The following is an 18,451-nucleotide window of genomic DNA, read 5'->3' on the forward strand; positions in this document are numbered from 1 at the left end:
AGAGGGAAAGATGATTAAACGTTTCTTGATCAAATCAGTACTCGGCGCTGCCGCAACTCTGCTCATTTCCGGAGGGCTATCACCCCTAGCGTCGGCTAGCGAAGAACCTGGCACGAGTATCAAAATGGCTAGGAGGATAAACGGAGAAATAGCGATCCTTACCAACGAGCAAATTTCCGAGGCAGTCGCTCATCTACCGCGCGAAGAAAAGCAACGCTACTCGACGGCGGAGATTCAACCGCAACTCATAAATTTCGCTCAGTGGATAGACTGCTTCAGTCTCAACAATGAGGAGTCTGTTTTTGCCGAGTATGTACATTACTGGGACGGCGTTGGTCAAGATGTGCGCCTCAAGTGCGGCAATAATACCTTCGGATACAAGCACATTCGATCAGGAACAAATGGTAATGATGGAAAAGAGAGCGTATGGCAGAACGACCTAAATTACGCGCGTCAAGCGGGCTGGAACTCTCAAGACCAGGGCATCGAGTCATGGGATGACCTCATGGCTGCGGCAGTAGGCTCTACCGTTACCTGGCCTGAGTACCGAGCAGTCAATCCAATCTCTCAAAAAACTTGTGGCATTGCAGAATTTATCTTTGTCGATACTAGAACGGGTAAGATTGTTTGGTCATTCAAGAACTTTGCGGTTTGGTCGAACTCTAACGATCGTTTGCTCACGAGCTACCCTCAAGGTCGAACAGATTGCTATCCTAGATAGGTAGATGCCGGGCGTCGGATCTAGAGCGGATGCGACGCCCCTCTAATAGCCACGTTCAACAGTGGCGAAGCTCCATAAAAGCGCTTCGACTGCGGCATGTAATCGCTCACCCTCGGCTTCCCAGATTGTCTTTTGCTTCCGACTGAGCCACCGCCCTTGGGGCCAAAAATGCTGGCTCCAGAAGTCTTGCCAATCTTTTAGCTCCCGCCCCAGAATGTTCGATATACCTATTAGTTCGGGGTTATAAACGGCATCATTATCTATCCAAAGAGCGTATGGGGTGCCGTGATCGGGCCCAATGGTGATGCGGACAAGCTTACCCTCGCGGGCTTTCGCACCTCGAGCTAGAGTGCTTTCGACCGTCGCGAATGGTGGAACAATTAGTTCGACTTGTGTAACTGGGTCAACCACTACGAGCACTTACATCCCTCTCTTTCACAATGTCCGGTTGCGATGATCAGTCTACTTGTATGATTCTGATTCGAATCTAGATGTCGTCATATTGACCGAATCGGGCGCGGGCACATGTATGGCAAAGCCGAGGGCGCCCTAGTAGCAGCGCTCGCGAACCGCCACCGACCGGAGAATCGATCTATAGCGCTGTCGACAACACTCTCCTGCTGTTCCGCGCATCGTTCCGCCCGAGGCCGAGGTGAAGAAGGTCCTGCTGCTGAGCGAGCGATTCTCGACGATCGCTCCACGCGGATTCCGACCCGCCGATGCCATTGCAGAGATGAAGGAGCGCGGCTGGTGGCTCCCTGCCCATCGCGACGACCTCGACGAGGTCACGCGAGAGCGTGCCGTCCGCGAATGCATCGACGCTTCAGGGCGGTCCGCTTACGGCGGACGACTGGAAGCAGTCCGACCGGCTTTTCGCTGCAAGCTCCCCGACGAACTAGAGCACTGGCTCCTCGCGAACGACTACCTCAGGCCGTCTTCTCGCGACGGCTCCCAGTTCCGAGCGACCAGAGAGAACCTGGTCCTCGCGATCTGCGGTTGGCGACTCAGCCAGACGAAGGGCGGGCAATACGGAGTGGCCACGACCGCGACGGCGAAGCAGGCGCTGTTCGCGATCGACGACGCCTCCGACCAGCGCGCCCTCGCCCTCAGCCTCCATGACATCCCGGAACCGCATCCGAATGCGACCTTCGACGAAATCGTGACCTTCCGGCAGAGCAAGGAGATGTTGCTCGCCCGTTCATCGACGGCCTCTGAGACGTGCGGCTCGCTGTCGCCTAGGCGGACGACAGCAGGGAGCTCGAGGAAGCGCTGATCACCTACAACGCACGGGGTTTCGAGCTGCATCGAGCGTCCGGACCTCTTAGAGACGAGGGCGGCGGTCTACTCGATCCGATGACTCTGCTGATCCCGATGACCGAGGTCGGCGTCGCGGTCGGAGACTGGTTGACCTCAGGGCCGAGCTTCGCTCCGATCGTCCTTGCGGTGCGAGCCGTCGCGTCGGTCGTCACCCTGCGCCGGCACGACGCGACGTCGTACCTCTCCGCTGCGGCGGCGAAGAACCTGATCGAGGCCCCGGAGAGTCGGGCGGTGACGGTCGGCCTGCGGGACTGACCAGCGGCTCACGTCGCGACAACGCCGTCCCGGGCGCGACCAGGGTCCTGCCACCACCGCTTCGGTACCGTCTCCTCCATGCCCGACCCCACTCCCGACACCCCCGAGGTCGCCGCCGAGCACCTCCGCGCGGAGCTGCAGCTGAGGCGCTTCGGGCGGCTCCGCCTCACCATCGACATGGCGCTCGGTAGCGGGATCCTCGCGCCCTATGACCTCGTCGTCATCCGCCTCGACACGGGCGCCGAGATCATCCGCGTGAAGGCCGACCTCACCGACCCCCACTACCTCCTCGGCCAGGTCGAGCTCGACCTCGAGACGAAGACGGTCGCCGAGTTCCTCGAGGAGTGGCGCCCCGCCTGAGGAGCCCCGAGCACCGCTCTACTGCTTCGTGTAGTCCGCCGAGAAGGTCGACGGGCTCCCGCCCGCCGGGGTGATCGTCTGGGTGACCTTCAGCGGCACCCAGGTCACGGTGAGCTGGTCGCCGTTCACGCCTCCGCCGCTGATCGTGCCGGAACGCTGGGCCGTCAGGTCGACGGTGCTCGTCGTCCCGGTCGAGGAGTCGGTGGTCGTCAGGACGACGCGTCGGGTGGAGCCCTCCGGGACGCTCAGGAGATCGCCCCGGGGGTCGGCGATCGTCGTCCGCAGGGGCTGGAGGATCGTGGTGCCCGCCGGAGTGAAGTCGAAGCACTCGGCTCCTCCGAGGACGGCGGTGGACAGGATCGGCTTCGTCGAGCCGAGCGAGGACACCGTCAGGGTCCGGACGATCCCCTCGGACGGACGGCACGACACCCCCAGGTCGCCGCGGGACGTCGAGTTCCCGTTCCCGGCCGCGTCGACGACGGGATCGAGGCGGGAGCCCTCCTTCGAGACGGTCATCTTCTCCCAGATGAGGGGGAACGTGGCGGATCCGTCTCCCGTCGTGCTGATGCTGATCGCGTCGACCGTCACGGAGTCGAAGGCGTACGTCATCCCGCCGGGCCGCCTGCACGGCGCCGTGGAGGCGTCGCACGTGCCGACGGCGCCGAGCTGCACGGTCACGTGCGGGATCACCGATCGGGCGTTCACCGCCTTCTCGAACTCGGTCGCGATCTTCGCGGTGTCGATGTCGACGACGGTCGTCGTGTCGGCCCGCCCGCCCAGGTACTCCGTCAGGGAGCAGAAGCCCTTCCCGTCGACGGCGATGGTCCTGGCGTCGAAGGCGAAGGTGATGAGCGGGGAGCCGGCGGGAGCGCAGCCGTCGGGGAAGCCGAGGGAGGTGTCCTCCGGCTCGGCGCCGGCGGGACCTGCGGGGCCCTGGGGTCCGGTCGCGCCGGTGTCGCCCTTCACGCCCTGGGCGCCCGACGGACCGGCGGCACCGGTGTCGCCCTTGACCCCTTGCGGACCGGCGGCGCCCGTGTCGCCCTTCACTCCCTGAGCGCCCGTCGGACCGGCAGCGCCGACCGTGCCGTCAGCGCCGCGCGCGCCCTGGAGGCCCTGGAGCCCCTGCAGACCCTGGGGTCCGACGATTCCCTCCGGACCTCGGGCTCCGGGTGCCGCGATCTGCACCCAGACCCCGGTGCCGGCGGCCGGGGAGACCGCGCGGTTGTCGGTCACGGCGACGTAGGCGCCGCCTCCGAACGCGACGACGCTCGACGGCGGGCCGGCTCGGTAGGACGACCGCTCGTTCCAGGGTGCGACCGCCGACCAGGCCGCGGTGCCGTCGGCACCGGCCGCGCCGGCCGCGCCGGTCGCACCGACTGCTCCCGTCGCGCCGGTCGCACCGACGGCTCCGGTGGCACCCGTTGCACCCGCTGCCCCGTCAGCGGCTCGGGGGTGCTTCCAGGAAGCGAAGGGCAGCGTCATGTCGGTCCTCGTCGTCGGGGGCCTCGCAGCCTCGTCTGGTGCTGGCGCCTGTGCCGGAGCATCGACTCCACGAGCGGAGCGGCGACCGTTCGCACCCCGTGTGCGAGCAGCGTCACTCTCTCAGGGGAACACCGGTCGATCGAGACCCCAGAACGGCCGATCCGCTCGCGGCAGGACCACCGCAGGATCTCGCCCGCCGTGCAACGCTCAGCCCCGAGCCGGCCACGTACTCGGTACACGCCCGACCGACGAAGGATGGACCCGATGACGCGACGCACACTCGACGACCTGCTCTCCCGCAGCGACCCCGCGACCGACGACCGGGCGCCCGGCGTCCGCACCGCGCTGCACGCCGTGGTCGCCGAGACCCGCGAGCGCGCTCCCCGCCGTCCCGCGCGGTCGAAGGCGTGGTGGCTGGCGGCTCCCGTCCTCCTCGTCCCGGGTCTCGTGCTGGCGACCAGCGCCGGCACCGACGTCCGCTCGGTCCCCGACTTCACGATCCCGATCACCTACACCACCGACTCCGGCTCAGCGGTGTCGTGCTCGATCGACTACTTCAACGGCGAGATCGACTACCGCGAGGTCACCACCTCCGCGACCGACTACCTGCGCGCGCAGGACTGGAGCGGCGTCGGCCAGCGGATCCACGACGACGCGGTCGCCTACACGACCGACCCCGCCTGGCTGGCCTCGGACATGAACAGCGACGGCCCCGGCCTCTCTGACGAGACGATCCGCTGGCGCGCCTGGATCACCGCGGCGGACGACCACATCCTCGACACGATCCCCGAGGGCGTGATCGTCGAGGGCGACGGCGGCCTGGGCGGCAGCACCGACTGCACGGGAGAGCTGTGATGAGCGCCGGCGAGGCGGCGCCGTCGATGGCGCGCAGCGTCGTCCGCTCCCCCGCGCGCGACCGGGAGGCCGAGATCACGGCCCTGGTCGAGCGGGAGGCAGCGGACCTGCTCCGCTACTTCGCACGGCGGACGGCGAGCCCCGAGGACGCCGCGGACCTCCTCAGCGACACCCTCCTGATCCTCTGGCGGAAGGAGCGGTCGATCCCCGAGGACGAGACGCGCGCGCGGATGTGGGCGTTCGGCGTCGCCCGGCGGGTGCTCTCGGGCCAGCGCCGCACCGCCACCCGGAGGAGCGCGCTCGTCGAGCGGCTGGCGGAGGAGCTCCGCATCACCCCACCCGCACCCGCCGACAACGCCGCGGAGGACGTCCGCGCCGCGATCGCGCAGCTGAAGCCCGTCGACCAGGAGATCATCACGCTCGTCTACTGGGACGGCTTCTCCCTCGCCGAGGCGGCCGAGATCCTGTCCCTCCGCGCCGCGACCGTGCGGAGCCGGCACGCGCGGGCGCGGGCGACGCTGCGGGACGCGCTGGGGGCGGCGATGTGAGGAGGGGTGCGCAACCCTTCACCCGGCGCCCCCGCCTGAGTAGCATCCCCCGCATGAGCAGGCTCGTCGTCTCCGTCCTCACCTCGCTCGACGGCCGCTTCGAGGGGCCCGGGCACGACCTCTCGGCGCTGCCGTTCGAGGACGCGTTCAACGACCACAACCTCGAGCTGCTGCGCCGCGCGGGCACGCTCGTCTACGGCGGCCGCTGGTTCCGCGACAACTGGGACAGCTGGAGCGCCGTCGCCGCGGACGGGACGGCGGGCGAGCGGGAACACGAGACCGCGCGGCTGGTCACGTCGCTCGACGCGCTGGTGATCAGCGACTCCCTGGCTCCCGATCCGGAGGCGCCGTGGGCCGCCCTCACCGGGATCGTGCCGCGGAAGCAGGGTCCGGCCGAGATCGAGCTGCTCAAGCAGGGCGACCGGGGTGACCTGCTGATGTTCGGCAGCGGCACGACCTGGAATCCGCTCCTCGAGCAGGGCCTGGTGGACGAGCTGATCGTCCTCGTCGGCGCCGGACTCGCGGGCGGCGGGACGCCGCTCTACTCCGGGGCTCCGCAGCACGGGCTGCGCCTCCTCGACGCGACGGTTCTGCCGGGCTCTGAGCTGGTGCGGCTCCGCTACGACGCGAGCGGGGCCGGCGAGCGGCCGCACAACCTCCGCTGAGACAGGGCGGCCTCCCTCAGGAGCCCGCGCCCCTCCTCTCAGCCGACGTCGTGCGCGCCCGAGGCCGGGGCAGCTGCCGAGAGCGAGCCCCCAGCGGACTCCTCCGGCCGGCGAAGTGCCCGAGCGCACAGTCGGACCCCCAGAAGCGCAGTCGCCGCGCCTCCCGCCAGCATCCCGGCACCCACCGCCGTCCACGTCGTCAGGCTGGAGCTCGGCGCACCGTGCAGACCGTAGAAGAGCCCGACCCCGCTGCCGACCAGAGCGGCCGCGACCAGCGGGATCGCCAGCGCCGATCCCTTCTCCGACCGCGTCCACGCCGAACTGCAGAGAACGGCGACGGCGCCGATCAGCCAGCCGACGCCGGGGATCACCGGCCAGCCGAAGGCGAAGACCAGGGAGGCCGCGACCGCGAACCACGGGCGGTCGAGGACGGTCCGCTCGTCACCGCGATGGACTCCGGCCTCGACTCCGCTCGTCATGCGTCGGAGCCTACGGAGACGGCCCGGACCGCGGCACGAAGTGGCGCGGGATCGGCCGGACGGCGCCACACCCGCCTCCGCTCGGTCCTGAGGAGCCGGTCCTGCCGAGCCGGTCCTCGAGCGCTGGCACCCGGCCCACCTGAGGCACGCCCCGCCCTCCGCTCACCCCGCGACGGTCAGCGACACCTCGACCGCCACGTCCTCCGGCCCCTCCCCCAGCACCGTCTGCCGCACCTCGACCCCGTCGAGCCGCAGACCGCGGTCTCCGGCGGCGTCGAAGAGCGCGACGATCGCCGGATGCAGGGTCCCCTCGGGCAGTTCCTCCCCGTCGCGGGGGCGCCAGGTGGCGACCAGCTCGGTGCGCGCCGGGAGGATCGCGGCGAGATCGGCGAGGTCGCCCTCCGCCTCCGCCGACGTCGGCCAGCAGCAGACGAGCTCCGCCGAACTCCGCTCGCCCGCCCGGAGCGCCGTCCAGAAACGTCCCGTCGGCCCGAGCCCTGCCGCGTGCACTCGAGTGGCGAGCGCGCCGAAGATCTCGTTCGCCTCGTCGTCGCCCGGCCCGTCGGCCTCGTCCAGGGCGATCGTGAGGACCTGGCCGACGTAGGGCTGCGCCGGCATCGTCCGTTCGGCGACCTCGACCGGCACGGCGAGCGCCCGCAGCGCCACCTCGGCGGCCTCGAACGCCCGGTCCTCCTGCTCCCGCTCCGCGAGCACGCGCTCCCTGTGCGCCTGCAGCGCCTCCGCCGCGGTGCCGGCTCGAGTCGCCGCCGCGACCTCGGGCAGCGGCACCCCCGCGCTCCGGAGGGCGCTGATCACGACTCCGGCCCGGACCTGCGCGTCGGCGTACCGGCGGTACGACGACCGCTCGTCGACCTCCGCCGGGACCAGCACGCCCTTCTCGTCGTAGTGCCGGAGCGCCTTCACGCTCAGACCCGTGAGGCCTGCGTACTCCCCGATGCCCACCATGCCTCCAGCATCCCGTCTCCCCCGGCGGGAGGGTCAACGAGCGGGAGGGTCAATGGGCGGCAAGGTCGACCGGCAGGAGGGTCGACCGGCGGGACGGGTCGACCAGCGGGACGGCTAGCAGCGGAGCCGGGCGGGAGGCGACGCGACCGGCGTCGGCGGACCCGACCCCGCATCACGCCGCGCGCCGACGCCTCAGCCCTTGCGCCTCACCGCGCGCTCACCAGCCCTCGGGCCCCGAGCTCCCCGCCTCGTACTCGTCCAGCGGAGCGTCGCCCGCGGCCCAGGCGGAGAGCACCGGAGTGATGATGCGCCAGCACTGCTCGGCCACGTCACCGGGGACCGAGAGCAGGGTGTCGCCCTGCAGGATCCCGGCGAGGACCTGCGCGTAGGGGTCGAGTGTGGCCGCGCCGGGCTGCGCCGTCAGGGTGGTGCGCTCGAGGTCGGTCAGCTCGTCGGCGCTGTTCACGACCAGGTCGAGGCTGACGTCGCCGCCCTTGAGGCCGATCCGGAGGACCGTCCCGGCGTCGCCCTCAGCCGCCTGCAGGCCGCGCGGGGGCGTGGCGGCGCGGAAGTGGATCGCCACCTCGCGGCGAGGGTCGCCGATCGCCTTGCCGGAGCGGAGGACGAAGGGGACGCCCGCCCAGCGCGGAGTGTCGACCTGGAGCAGCAGCTGCGCGAGGGTCTCGGTGCCGGTCTCGGGGTCGACGTCGGGCTCGTCGACGTAGGAGGGGAAGAAGCGGCCGTCGACGCGGCCCTCGGTGTAGCGGGCGCGGCGGGCGGAGGAGGGGTCGTCGCGCCAGAGCCGCACGGCGCCGAGCACCTCGGCCATGCGCGCGTGGACCTCGTCGGGCGCGACCTCGTCGGGGCGCTCCATCGTGGTCAGCGCGAGCACCATCAGGAGGTGGCTCTGCAGCATGTCGCGCAGCGCGCCGGTCTTCTCGTAGAAGGCCGCGCGGCCCTCGATGCCGAGCGTCTCGTCGTAGACGATCTCGACCTTCTCGATCCACTCGGCGCTCCAGCTCGCCTCGAGCATGCTGTTGCCGAAGCGCAGGCCCAGCATCCCCAGCACGGTCGCGTTGCCGAGGAAGTGGTCGATGCGCCAGAGGCGGCTCTCGGGGAGGACCTTCGCGAACGCCGCGTTGAGGGCGATCGCGTCGTCGAGGTCCTCGCCGAACGGCTTCTCGATGGCGACGACCAGCTCCTCGGGGAGGTCGAGCTCGGCGAGCGAGGCGGCGACCTTGTGCCCCATCGCCGGCGGCAGGGCGACGTAGAGCACCGGGGTCGACGGGCAGGCGTCGAGGAGGGCCTTCAGCTGCTCCGGGTCGGAGGCGTCGGTGGCGACGAAGCGCGCGCGCGACGCGAGGGCCTCGACCGTGTGCGCGGCGACTCCGGCCGCCTCGAGGCTGCGGCGGACGAGGCTCTGCCACTCCTCGTCGGTCTGGGGCGTGCGCGCCGCGCCGATCAGCGTGAGCTCGAGGTCGCGCGCGAGCTCGGCCACCCGGCCCAGGCCCGGCAGCAGCAGCCGCTCGGTGAGGTCGCCGCCCGCTCCGAGGATCGCGATGCTCCGCCGCTCGCTCCCCAGTGCCGCGGCCTCGGGGATTCCGATCTGCTCCGTCATGGTGTCTCCCTCGTAGCCGTCATGAGTCAGCGGCCACAGTACGCGCCGGGCCCTGGCGCGAGGCCGGGAGCCGGGAGGGGTTGAGGAAGCGGGCGCGGAGTGGCAGGGCGGTGCGGTCGGGAGCGAGAGAGCTGCACGACCTCCGCTGAGACGCGGCCCGCCGTGTCGGGGCAGGGACCCCCCTTCTCAGCCGACGTCGGGCCGCGACCCACGACGCCCGGCCCGCCGCAACCGTCCCTCACAGCACGTGATCCCCCTCCGGTGCCGTCCGGCGGTACCCTGCCCGCATGCGCCTGCGCCAGGTCGTCCTCGACACGGAGGACGCCCGCGCCCTCTCCGCCTTCTACCTCGCCCTGCTCGGCGGCGAGTACCGCCCCGGCGACGAGCCGCCCGCGGACGGCTCCGACGACGAGGCGGAGTGGGTCGCGATCGTCACCGCCGACGGCGCGAAGCTCACGTTCCAGCGGGTGGCCGCCCTGCCGCGCGCGACCTGGCCGGAGGGGCCCGTCCCGCAGCAGCTGCACCTCGACTTCATGGTCGCGGACGCCGACGAGCTCGACCGGCAGAAGACCCGGGCGCTCGCTCTCGGCGCCGAGCTGATCGAGGACAGGAGCGAGGACCCGGAGGAGGCGCTCCACGTCCTCGCCGATCCGGCCGGCCACCCGTTCTGCGTCTTCGTCGCGCCCGACTACCCGGCGGAGTAGGGGCGCGCGGCTTCAGCGAGCCGCACGCGTCGGATCACATGCCGGTGATCGTGACCGTCGTCGCCGCCGCGATCACCGCGGCTCCCGTGACGCTCGCGGCGGTTCCCGCGAGGACGGCGGCGGCCGCCGGCCCTGCCCAGTGCTGCGCCGCGAGCGACCGGATCGCCTGCCGGTCCGGGATGCCGGGCCTCGGCGAGAGCGCTCCGGCCGCGTCGAGCAGGCCGATGAGCGCCGCGTCCGACGGAAGGGGCGCCGTCCGAGCCGCAAGGACCTCGGCGACCCGGATCCGCAGCCGCTCGTCCTCCGCCGGCTCCACGGCGGCGACCCGCTCGAGGAGGGCGGCCCGCAGCTCCCTCCGAGTGAGGCGGGCGATCCACCAGGAGACGCTGCGCGGTGCTCGCTCCGCTGCGATCCACCCGAGTGCCCCGTCGAGCACGGCGTCCCCCAGGGCGGACCGCTCCGGCCCGAGGGCGACGGCTCCGGCGTCCACCTCGACGCGCCGCTGGAGGGAGAGCTCGGCGAGGACGGAGGCGGCCAGGACGGTGTCGAGGGCACCCGACGAAGCCGCGGGCCGCCCGTCGCTCCGCCGCAGCAGGAGGAGGAGAGCGACGGGGAGGGGCGGCTGCGCGGCTCCGGGGGGCGCAGCTGCCGGCGGGGTGGTGGGAGCGGGCTGTTCCGAGGAGTTCCGTGTCGAGTCGGCCATCCCTCGAGCCTGACTCCCGACCCGTCAAGTCCGCATCCGCCGGGCGACGGGTCCTCCGTCGTCCGACCGATCGACCGGCCGGACCCGCCCGAGAGCCGAGGTCGCGCCCCGAAGCGGACCGCTCCTCCGCCACATCGGGCGTCAGACCACCCCCGCCGCCGTCCCCGACACGATCAGGTCGGCGCGGTCGCGGGTGGCCTCGATCAGCAGCGCGTTCCGCCCGTCGACCTCGGAGGCCCAGGCGGAGGCCGCCTCGGGGGCACGGCCGAAGGAGACGTGGCGGTCGACCAGGCGCTCGAAGCGCTCGGTCTCGGGAGTCGCGCAGAACCAGGCCTCGTCGAACTCGGCGCGCAGCAGCGCCCACGGGCCCTCGTCGACGAGGAGGTAGTTGCCCTCCAGCACCACGAGTGACGCCGAGGGGTGCACGGCCAGCGCGCCGGCCACTCCCTCGTCGACGGTCCGCTCGAAGGTGGGCGCGTAGACGACGTGGTCGGTCTCGGCGCGGAGCCTCCGCACCAGGGCGAGGAAGCCCCAGCCGTCGAACGTGTCGAGGGCGCCCTTGCGATCGTGGCGGCCGAGCTCGTCGAGCGTGGCGTTGGCGAGGTGGAAGCCGTCCATCGGCACGAAGGCGGCGGTCCCCTCCCCCGCGAGCTCGTTCGCGCGGGCGACCACGGCCCGGGCGAGCGTGGTCTTGCCGGCCCCGGGGCTGCCGGCGATCGCGACGATCGCGCGGCGGCCCGGCGAGGTCAGCGCGAGCGCGCGCCCGGCCAGCTCGTCGAGGCCGGGCCGCATCGCGTCGGGCGCGACCTCGGTCTCAGGCCTCGCCACGGCTGCTCTCCAGCGCGTTCACCAGGAAGCCGTGGGCGTGGCGGGCGAGCGCGGGGCCGTCGTTCCAGAGGTTCCGCCACACGGCCAGGTCGTTCGAGAGGGTCGGCGAGACGACGGCCGACGAGAACGACTCGAAGGTGATGGGTCCGCGGTAGTCGATCGCGGCGAGGGCGTGGAAGAACGTCGTGAAGTCGAGGTGGCCGCTGCCGAGGTAGCCGCGGTGGTTCTCTCCGATGTGGACATACCCGAGACGATCCCCGACCAGCAGCACCGGGCGGAAGAAGTCGTCCTCCTCGATGTTCATGTGGTACGTGTCCAGGTGGATCAGGACATTGTCGGCGCCGATGTCGTCGGCGAGGCGCAGGGCGTCCGCGGCGGTGTTGATGACGTTGGTCTCGTAGCGGTTGCAGATCTCGAGGCCGAGGGTCATGCCCTTCGTCGAGGCCTCGGCGGCGAGGTCGGTCAGCACCGAGACGACGTTCGCGCGGCCCGCGGCCGAGAGGGGCGCGCTGTACTTGCCGAGCGCGCTGTAGAGGGCGCCGGTGAAGTGGGTGCCGCCGAGCGCGTGGGTGGTCTCGAGGGAGTCGGCGAGCAGCTTCGCGCCGCGCGCCACAACCTCCGGGTCGTCGCTGGAGACGTCGGCCGAGAAGGCGAGGCCGCGCGAGCAGACGATGCCGAGGTCGTTCGCCTCGAGGGCGGCGCGGGCGGAGGCGGTGTCGAGGTTCTGCACGTCGTGCAGCGAGAGCTCCAGCAGGTCGAATCCGGCCGCCTTGGTCTGCTCGATCGTCGCGGTCACTTCGTCGGGGGTGGTGCCGCCGGCGAAGACGAGGGCGTGCACTCCGAGAGGGTTCGTGGTCATGGTGGTGCTCCTTGGTTCGAGAGGTTCAGGGGCGGCGTCGGGCCGCGGGGTCGGTGTCGAGCAGGTCCGCGAGGAACGCGTGGCCGGAGGTCGCGAGGGCGACGGGGTCGTGCCAGAGCTCGCGCCAGAGGCCCATGCCCTCGGCCGAGGCCGGGGGCTGGACGGCGGGCGAGAAGCTCTCGAGGGTGAGCGGACCGCGGTAGCCGGAGTCGGCGAGCGCCGCCGCGAGCCCGGTCCAGTCGGTGCTCCCGGTGCCCAGCTCTCCGCGGTGGTTCTCGGAGGCGTGGAGGTAGCCGAGCAGGTCGCCGGCGTCGCGGACGGCGCTCGCGAGGTCGACCTCCTCGAGGTGGGCGTGGAACGTGTCGAGGTGCAGGAGCACGTTCGGCGCGTCGAGCTCGCGGAGGAACGCGGCGGTCTGGGCGGCCGTGTTCAGCAGGTTGCTCTCGTAGCGGTTCACGTACTCCGCTCCGACGACGACGCCGGCGGGAGCGGCGGCCGCGGCGACCATCCGCAGCACGTCGAGCGAGCGCGAGCGGGCAGCCATGTCGGCCGCGTGCTCGTACTTGCGCATGGCCGAGTAGGTGACTCCACCGACGTACCGCGCGCCGATCGCCTCCGCGAACCGCACGGCCGCCAGCAGCCGCTCCTCACCGCGGCCGGCCGTGGCCTGGTCGGTGATGTCGGAGTCGGCGTCCAGCGCGAGCGAGACGACCGCGTCGATCCCGTGCTCGTCGAGCAGGTCGGCGGTCCACGCGGAGGCGTCGGGGTCGGCGGGAGCCGGGATCTCGATCAGGTCGAAGCCGATCGAGGCGGCGGCGCCGATCGCGCGGCGCCCCGACTCCGGCGTCCAGTCTCCGACGAGCAGGCCCGCGTGGACCCCGATCGGCGACGAGCGCTCCGTGCTCCCGCGGTGCAGGAACTCGGGGTGCATCAGGCGGCCTTCGCGCCCGTGATCAGCGAGACGAGCTCGTCGCCGCTGGTCTCGGCGGTGCGGCGGCCGGCGACGGCGAGGCCCGCGCGCATCACCCACACCTGGTCGCTCAGGCGCATCACCTGGTCGAAGTTGTGGCTGATCAGCAGCACGGCCACTCCGGCGTCGCGCAGCTTGAGGATGATCTTCTCGACGCGCGCCGTCTCCTGGACGCCGAGCGCCGCGGTCGGCTCGTCCATGATCACGATCTTGCTGCCCCAGCCTGCAGCCCGGGCGATCGCGACCGCCTGGCGCTGGCCGCCCGAGAGGCGGCGGACCTTGCTGGTGACCGGCGGGACGTTCACGGCGAGGTCGCCGAGAAGCTCCTGGGCCGTCTTCTTCATCTGCGTGCGGTCGAGGAACCGCACCCCGGGCACGCCCTTGGTGAGCTCGCGGCCGAGGAAGAAGTTCTGCCACACGGTCAGGTCCTCGACCAGGGCGAGGGTCTGGTGCACCGTCTCGATGCCGCCGTCCCGCGCGCCGAGCGGAGTGGTGAAGTGCACCACGTCGCCGTCGAGGGTGATGGTGCCGGAGTCGGCGGGGTGCACCCCGGAGAGGCAGCGGACGAGGGTGGACTTGCCCGCGCCGTTGTCGCCGATCAGGGCGGTGATCTCGCCGCGGCGCATCGACATCGACGCTCCCTTGAGAGCGTGGACGCCGCCGAAGGACTTCTTGATGTCCCGCGCTTCGAGCAGGATGTCGCTGGTCATGGCTGGGCTCACTTCTTCTGGTAGCGGGTGATGAGGGCGGCGAGCACGACCACCAGGCCGACGGCGAGGGGCTGGTAGAACTGCGAGACGCCGAGCAGGGTCAGGCCGTTGGTCAGCGCGGTCAGGAGGAACGCTCCGATGATCGGGCCGACGATCTTGGCCTTGCCGCCGGTGAGGCTCACTCCGCCGAGCACGACGGCCGCGATGGAGTTGAGCAGGTACTGCGTGTTGATGGCCGGCTCCGCGGCGCCGACGCGGGCGACGAGGAGGAGCGAGCCGACTCCGGCGAGGACGGCGGCGATGATGTACACCGCGATGCGCACGCGTCCGGCCTTGATGCCGTTGGCGACCGCGCTCTCCTCGTTGCCGCCGACCGCCTGCACGTGCAGGCCGAAGCGGGTGCGGAACATGACGACCCAGGCGAGGACTCCGATGACCGCGGCCAGGATGATCGGGTAGCCGATGATCCCGATCGAGCCGGTGGTGAGGCGGAGCAGCTCGGGGCTGCCGACCGTGATCGGCTTGCCGTCGGAGACGATCAGCGCGAGACCGGTCGCCACCGAGAGCGTGCCCAGTGTCGCGATGAAGTCGGTGACCTTGCCCTTCGCGATCAGGAAGCCGTTGATCACTCCGATCAGCCCCGCGAAGAGCAGGGCCGCGAGCGCCGAGAGCCAGAAGCCCCAGCCGGCGCTCCAGCCGATGCCGAAGCCGACCGCTCCGACGGTCATCGTCGCCGAGATCGAGAGGTCGATGCCGCCGGTGGTGATGACGAAGGACTGGCCGATCGAGAGGATGACCAGGATCGCGGCGGCGACGAGCATCGCCTTGATGTTGCCGAGGCTGAGGAACGTCGGCGTCGCGATCGAGAACACGATCACCAGGGCGACGAGCCCGATCGGTGCGGCGTTCTCGGCCCAGAAGCTGAGCTGACGGAGGTTCGCCAGCAGCGGGGAGGCGCTGGCCGGGGGTCGGGCGGTGACTGAGGTCATGGTCGCTTCCTGGGTTGCCATGGGCGGGAGGTCCTACTTGCTGGGGACGAGCGCGGCGAGCGGGTTGTCGAACTCCTCGAACGGCTGGGGGAAGGCGCCGAGGGCCTGCTCCGCGGTCTCGGAGGTCACGAGCGCGGTGGGCGACTCGATCTCGGCGGGGATCTCCTCGCCGGCGCCGACGGCCTCGCACGCCTGCACGCCGAGCTGGCCGATCGCGTAGGGGTACTGGGCGACGGTGGCGGTGAGGCCGCCGTCCTTGACGGACTGCAGCGCGTCCTCGTTGCCGTCGACGCTGACCACCTGGACGGAGCCGGTGAGGCCCGCGTTCTCGACGGCCTTGACGATGCCGAGGCCCATGTCGTCGTTCGCGGCGAAGAACGCCTTCACGTCGGGGTTCGCGGCGAGGATGTCGGTCGCCTTGGTCAGCGCGACCTCGCGCTTCCAGTCGGCCGCGGCCTCCTGGACGACGGTGAGGTCGGAGCCGATCGCGGCGGTGAAGCCGTCGACACGGGCGGCGCTGGTGACGTCTCCCGAGACTCCGCCGATGACGGCGACCTCGGAGCCGGCGGGCAGCTGCTGCAGGAGGAAGTCGCCGGCCTTGCCGCCCGCGGCCTCGTTGTCGGTGCCGATGTAGGTGGTGACGTCGAGGTTCGCGGCCTCGACCGCGTCGGGGTCGAGCGGGCTGTCGATGTTGACGATCGTCTTGCCGGTGGCGGAGGCGAGGGCCTGCACCAGGTTCGTGCCGCTGATCGGGTTGACGATGAGGCAGCCGAAGTCCTGGCCGGCGACGGTGGTGAGCTTGTCGGCCTGGCCGGTGGTGTCGCCGATGTCGGCGGCGGCCTGCACCGAGACGTCCACGGAGTCGTCCTTCGCGGTGCCCTCGATGCCGTTCTCCATCGCCTGGAAGAAGGGGTTGTCGAGGCCCTTGATGACCGCGGCGACCTTGGTCGATCCGGAGCCGCCGGCGGCCGTGTCGCCACCCGAGGCGCAGCCGGTGAGGAGGAGTGCGAGGGCGCCGACCGGTGCGAGAACCGGGAGGAGGCGGCGTGCTGTGCGGTTCATCGTCATCCTTGAGGATCAGTGGCACCACTGCGTGCCGGTGTGTGAAAACTACCGGGGCTTTCGCGTTACCGCAATACGAAAGTCGGGGAACTTCAGGTTTCCCGTCGGCAGGCATGTACGCTGACCGTGACAAGAGGGGGAGCGATGACGGGGTACTCCACCGGCGAGGCCGGTTCGCACGTGGCCGACGTCCTCGCGCTGTTCCGCGAGCAGGGCGAGGTCTCGCGCAACGCGGTGATGGAGCAGACGGGGCTCTCCCGGTCCACCGTCAACCAGCGCCTCGCGACCCTCGTGGAGCTCGGCCTGATCGCCCCCACCACCGGAGGCGAGTCGACCGGCGGGCGCCCCTCGAGCATGTTCGCGATGAACCTGGTCGGCACGGTGTTCCTCACCGCCGACATCGGGGCGAGCGGATTCGTCGCCGCCGCCTGCGACCTGCGCGGCACCCCCCTCCGGCACGAGAGCGGCGTCGTCGACGTCTGGGAGGGACCGGACGCCGTGCTCTCGCTGGTGCTCGCCGCGTTCGAGCGGCTGCAGCAGGGCGACGCGGTCGCCGGCATCGGCGTCGGAGTCCCGGGGCCGGTCGAGTTCGCCGCCGGGCGCGTGCGCAATCCGCCGATCATGACCGGCTGGGACGACTTCGACATCGCCGGCTACTTCGCCGAGCCGTACGAGGGCGTGCAGGTCGTCATCGAGAACGACGCGAACGCCCGCGCCCTCGCCGAGTCGCGCCACCACGGCTCCGACAACCTGATCAGCCTGAAGCTCGGCACCGGCATCGGCTCGGGCCTCGTCTTCAACGGAGCGACGATCCGCGGAGCCGTCGGCGCGGCCGGCGACATCGGCCACACTCGCGCGGTCACGGGCACGGTCGACGCGGATCCGCTGCCCTGCCGCTGCGGCAACGCCGGTTGCGTGGAGGCGTACGCGAGCGGCTGGGCCCTCGTCCGCGACCTCTCGGCCGACGACCCCTCGATCAAGCACGTCGCCGACGTCACGGCCCGCGTGCTCCGCGGCGACATGCGCGCGACGCAGGCCGTGCGCCAGGCCGGCCGCGTCCTCGGCGAGGCGGTCGCCGACCTCGTCAACATCCTCAACCCGCGGACCATCGTGATCTCGGGTCAGCTCGGCGACTGCGGCGAGGTGCTGATGTCGGGCCTGCGCGAGCGCGTCTACCTGCGCACCCACCCGCTCGCCACGCGGCACCTGACCATCCACACATCGGACCTGGGCGAGCTGGCCGGCGTGATCGGCCTCGCCCTGACGACAGCCGACCAGGTCTTCAGCCGCGAGCGCTTCGACCGCGAGGCGACCGCCGAGAGCCCCCGCGCGGCGGCCGCCGCGAGCTGAGCGGGAGCGCCCGGCAGCGGCCGGCAGCGGCGGGACCGGCGTGAGCGACCCCCTCCGCCCCGCGCACTGTTACGCCCGGCGACGAAGGGTTACGCCGGGCGACGCGGGCCGGGACGGGCGGGCCCGCGGTGCTCCATCATCGTGTCCGGGACGACGCGGAGAGGCCGCGGCCGCCCGACCCGTCCGAAGGAACGCGATGATCCGGCTCGAGCAGCTCAGCAAGTCGTACGGTCCGGCGACCGTGCTCGACCGCCTCGACTTCTCGGTCGCGACCGGCGAGATCTTCGCCGTCGTCGGCCCGAGCGGTGCGGGCAAGAGCACGCTCGCCGCCTGCGTGAACCTCCTCGAGCGGCCCACCTCGGGCACGGTCGTCGTCAACGGGGAGGCGCTCTCGCAGCTCTCGGAGGAGCGGCTGCGCGTCGCCCGCCGCCGCATCGGCACCGTCTTCCAGTCCGACGGACTCTTCAGCCGCCGCACGGCCGAGCAGAACGTGGCCCTGCCGTTGGAGTACCTCGGCGTCACCGCCGCCGAGACGAAGCGCCGCGTCGCGGAGCTGCTCGAGCGCGTCGGCCTCTCGGACCGCGCGCGCTACTACCCGCACCAGCTCTCCGGCGGTCAGCGCCAGCGCGTCGGCATCGCCCGCGCGCTCGCCCTCCGCCCCTCGGTGCTGCTCTCGGACGAGGCCACCTCGGGCCTCGACCCCGCCTCGACCACCGCGATCACCACGCTCCTGAAGGAGCTGCGCGACGACCTGGGCCTCTCGATCCTCTTCATCACCCACGAGATGGAGACGGTGCGCCAGGTGGCCGACTCCGTCGCCCGCCTCGACCACGGCCGCATCGTGGAGTCGGGGCGCCTCGTCGACCTGCTGCGCGACCCCGCGTCCCCGCTCGGCCTCGCCCTCAACCCGGTGCGCCCCTCCGTCGCGCCCGGCCCGGGCTTGGGCGAATGGGTGGTGGGCTACTCCCGCTCCGGAGTGCCGACCGACTGGGTCACCCGGCTCGCGGAGG

The 18,451-nt window shown here is 71.2% G+C and carries 21 protein-coding genes; 10 read left to right on the plus strand and 11 right to left on the minus strand.

Translation table 11 applies throughout. The features are described from left to right. Positions 1-10 precede the first annotated feature (10 nt). The 4 genes from C5C59_RS16960 (at position 11) to C5C59_RS01025 (ending at position 2,653) form a co-directional block, all read left to right on the plus strand. The gene (locus tag C5C59_RS16960; protein WP_146082853.1) at positions 11-721 is read left to right on the plus strand and encodes a hypothetical protein; all 711 of its coding nucleotides are present in this window, start codon (positions 11-13) and stop codon (positions 719-721) included. Between the two features lie 652 nt (positions 722-1,373). After that, a complete protein-coding gene (locus C5C59_RS01015) occupies positions 1,374-1,994 on the plus strand; it encodes a hypothetical protein (RefSeq protein ID WP_104238941.1) in 621 nt (206 codons plus the stop codon). An 80-nt stretch (positions 1,995-2,074) separates the two neighbouring features. Next, a complete protein-coding gene (locus C5C59_RS01020; protein WP_104238942.1) occupies positions 2,075-2,293 on the plus strand; it encodes a hypothetical protein in 219 nt (72 codons plus the stop codon). Between the two features lie 78 nt (positions 2,294-2,371). Beyond that, positions 2,372-2,653, plus strand: coding sequence for a hypothetical protein (locus C5C59_RS01025; protein ID WP_104238943.1), 282 nt, complete (start codon positions 2,372-2,374; stop codon positions 2,651-2,653). Positions 2,654-2,671: 18 nt separating this feature from the next. Here the strand turns inward: C5C59_RS01025 and C5C59_RS01030 are convergent, their stop codons facing one another. Continuing rightward, the gene (locus tag C5C59_RS01030) at positions 2,672-4,135 is read right to left on the minus strand and encodes a collagen-like protein (protein ID WP_146082854.1); all 1,464 of its coding nucleotides are present in this window, start codon (positions 4,133-4,135) and stop codon (positions 2,672-2,674) included. A 264-nt stretch (positions 4,136-4,399) separates the two neighbouring features. Here C5C59_RS01030 and C5C59_RS01040 point away from each other — a divergent pair, with 264 nt between their 5' ends. The 3 genes from C5C59_RS01040 to C5C59_RS01050 are packed head-to-tail and all read left to right on the plus strand — an operon-like array spanning position 4,400 to position 6,203. Beyond that, positions 4,400-4,990, plus strand: coding sequence for a hypothetical protein (locus tag C5C59_RS01040; protein WP_104238946.1), 591 nt, complete (start codon positions 4,400-4,402; stop codon positions 4,988-4,990). Continuing rightward, positions 4,990-5,538: an RNA polymerase sigma factor gene (locus tag C5C59_RS01045; protein ID WP_219812477.1), complete on the plus strand. Its 549-nt coding sequence runs from the start codon at positions 4,990-4,992 to the stop codon at positions 5,536-5,538. The genes C5C59_RS01040 and C5C59_RS01045 overlap by 1 nt, the downstream gene beginning before the upstream one ends. Before the next feature lie 53 nt (positions 5,539-5,591). Beyond that, the gene (locus C5C59_RS01050) at positions 5,592-6,203 is read left to right on the plus strand and encodes a dihydrofolate reductase family protein (protein ID WP_104238947.1); all 612 of its coding nucleotides are present in this window, start codon (positions 5,592-5,594) and stop codon (positions 6,201-6,203) included. A gap of 38 nt (positions 6,204-6,241) precedes the next feature. Here the strand turns inward: C5C59_RS01050 and C5C59_RS01055 are convergent, their stop codons facing one another. The 3 genes from C5C59_RS01055 to C5C59_RS01065 all read right to left on the minus strand — a co-directional run bounded on the left by C5C59_RS01055 (position 6,242) and on the right by C5C59_RS01065 (position 9,266). Beyond that, complete coding sequence (locus tag C5C59_RS01055; protein ID WP_104238948.1) at positions 6,242-6,682, minus strand: hypothetical protein; 441 nt, start codon at positions 6,680-6,682, stop codon at positions 6,242-6,244. A gap of 162 nt (positions 6,683-6,844) precedes the next feature. Further along, positions 6,845-7,648, minus strand: a complete 804-nt coding sequence (locus C5C59_RS01060; RefSeq protein WP_104238949.1) for a MerR family transcriptional regulator — start codon at positions 7,646-7,648, stop codon at positions 6,845-6,847. A 217-nt stretch (positions 7,649-7,865) separates the two neighbouring features. Next, entirely contained in the window at positions 7,866-9,266 is a 1,401-nt protein-coding gene (locus tag C5C59_RS01065; RefSeq protein WP_104251205.1) for a glucose-6-phosphate dehydrogenase, read from the minus strand. A 287-nt stretch (positions 9,267-9,553) separates the two neighbouring features. On the opposite strand from C5C59_RS01065, the gene C5C59_RS01070 reads away from it, so the two are divergent. Continuing rightward, positions 9,554-9,970: a VOC family protein gene (locus C5C59_RS01070; RefSeq protein WP_104239613.1), complete on the plus strand. Its 417-nt coding sequence runs from the start codon at positions 9,554-9,556 to the stop codon at positions 9,968-9,970. A gap of 34 nt (positions 9,971-10,004) precedes the next feature. On the opposite strand, the gene C5C59_RS01075 is transcribed toward C5C59_RS01070, so the two are convergent. From C5C59_RS01075 to C5C59_RS01105, 7 genes are all read right to left on the minus strand, one after another. After that, positions 10,005-10,673, minus strand: a complete 669-nt coding sequence (locus C5C59_RS01075; protein WP_104239610.1) for a GPP34 family phosphoprotein — start codon at positions 10,671-10,673, stop codon at positions 10,005-10,007. 141 nt (positions 10,674-10,814) lie between these two features. Then, positions 10,815-11,465, minus strand: coding sequence for a nucleoside/nucleotide kinase family protein (locus C5C59_RS01080; RefSeq protein ID WP_104222733.1), 651 nt, complete (start codon positions 11,463-11,465; stop codon positions 10,815-10,817). A gap of 22 nt (positions 11,466-11,487) precedes the next feature. Further along, positions 11,488-12,360 carry a sugar phosphate isomerase/epimerase gene (locus tag C5C59_RS01085; protein WP_104225811.1) on the minus strand — a complete coding sequence of 291 codons (873 nt, stop codon included), beginning with the start codon at positions 12,358-12,360 and terminating at the stop codon, positions 11,488-11,490. 25 nt (positions 12,361-12,385) lie between these two features. Beyond that, positions 12,386-13,291: a sugar phosphate isomerase/epimerase gene (locus C5C59_RS01090; protein WP_104239609.1), complete on the minus strand. Its 906-nt coding sequence runs from the start codon at positions 13,289-13,291 to the stop codon at positions 12,386-12,388. After that, on the minus strand, positions 13,291-14,040 hold the full coding sequence (locus C5C59_RS01095) for an ATP-binding cassette domain-containing protein (RefSeq protein WP_104222715.1): 750 nt from the start codon (positions 14,038-14,040) through the stop codon (positions 13,291-13,293). Before C5C59_RS01095 ends, C5C59_RS01090 begins: the two co-directional genes overlap by 1 nt. A gap of 8 nt (positions 14,041-14,048) precedes the next feature. Further along, on the minus strand, positions 14,049-15,029 hold the full coding sequence (locus tag C5C59_RS01100; RefSeq protein WP_104237738.1) for an ABC transporter permease: 981 nt from the start codon (positions 15,027-15,029) through the stop codon (positions 14,049-14,051). A gap of 33 nt (positions 15,030-15,062) precedes the next feature. Continuing rightward, positions 15,063-16,091: a substrate-binding domain-containing protein gene (locus C5C59_RS01105; protein WP_104237739.1), complete on the minus strand. Its 1,029-nt coding sequence runs from the start codon at positions 16,089-16,091 to the stop codon at positions 15,063-15,065. 144 nt (positions 16,092-16,235) lie between these two features. Between C5C59_RS01105 and C5C59_RS01110 the strand changes: the two genes are divergently transcribed. Next, positions 16,236-17,441, plus strand: a complete 1,206-nt coding sequence (locus C5C59_RS01110; protein ID WP_104237740.1) for an ROK family transcriptional regulator — start codon at positions 16,236-16,238, stop codon at positions 17,439-17,441. A 196-nt stretch (positions 17,442-17,637) separates the two neighbouring features. Further along, positions 17,638-18,451, plus strand: an 814-nt coding sequence (locus C5C59_RS01115) for a methionine ABC transporter ATP-binding protein (protein ID WP_104251206.1), incomplete at its 3' end; no start/stop codon positions are given.

The sequence above is a fragment of the Rathayibacter sp. AY1F4 genome, from assembly GCF_002931775.1.
In the GTDB taxonomy this organism is placed as follows: domain Bacteria; phylum Actinomycetota; class Actinomycetes; order Actinomycetales; family Microbacteriaceae; genus Rathayibacter.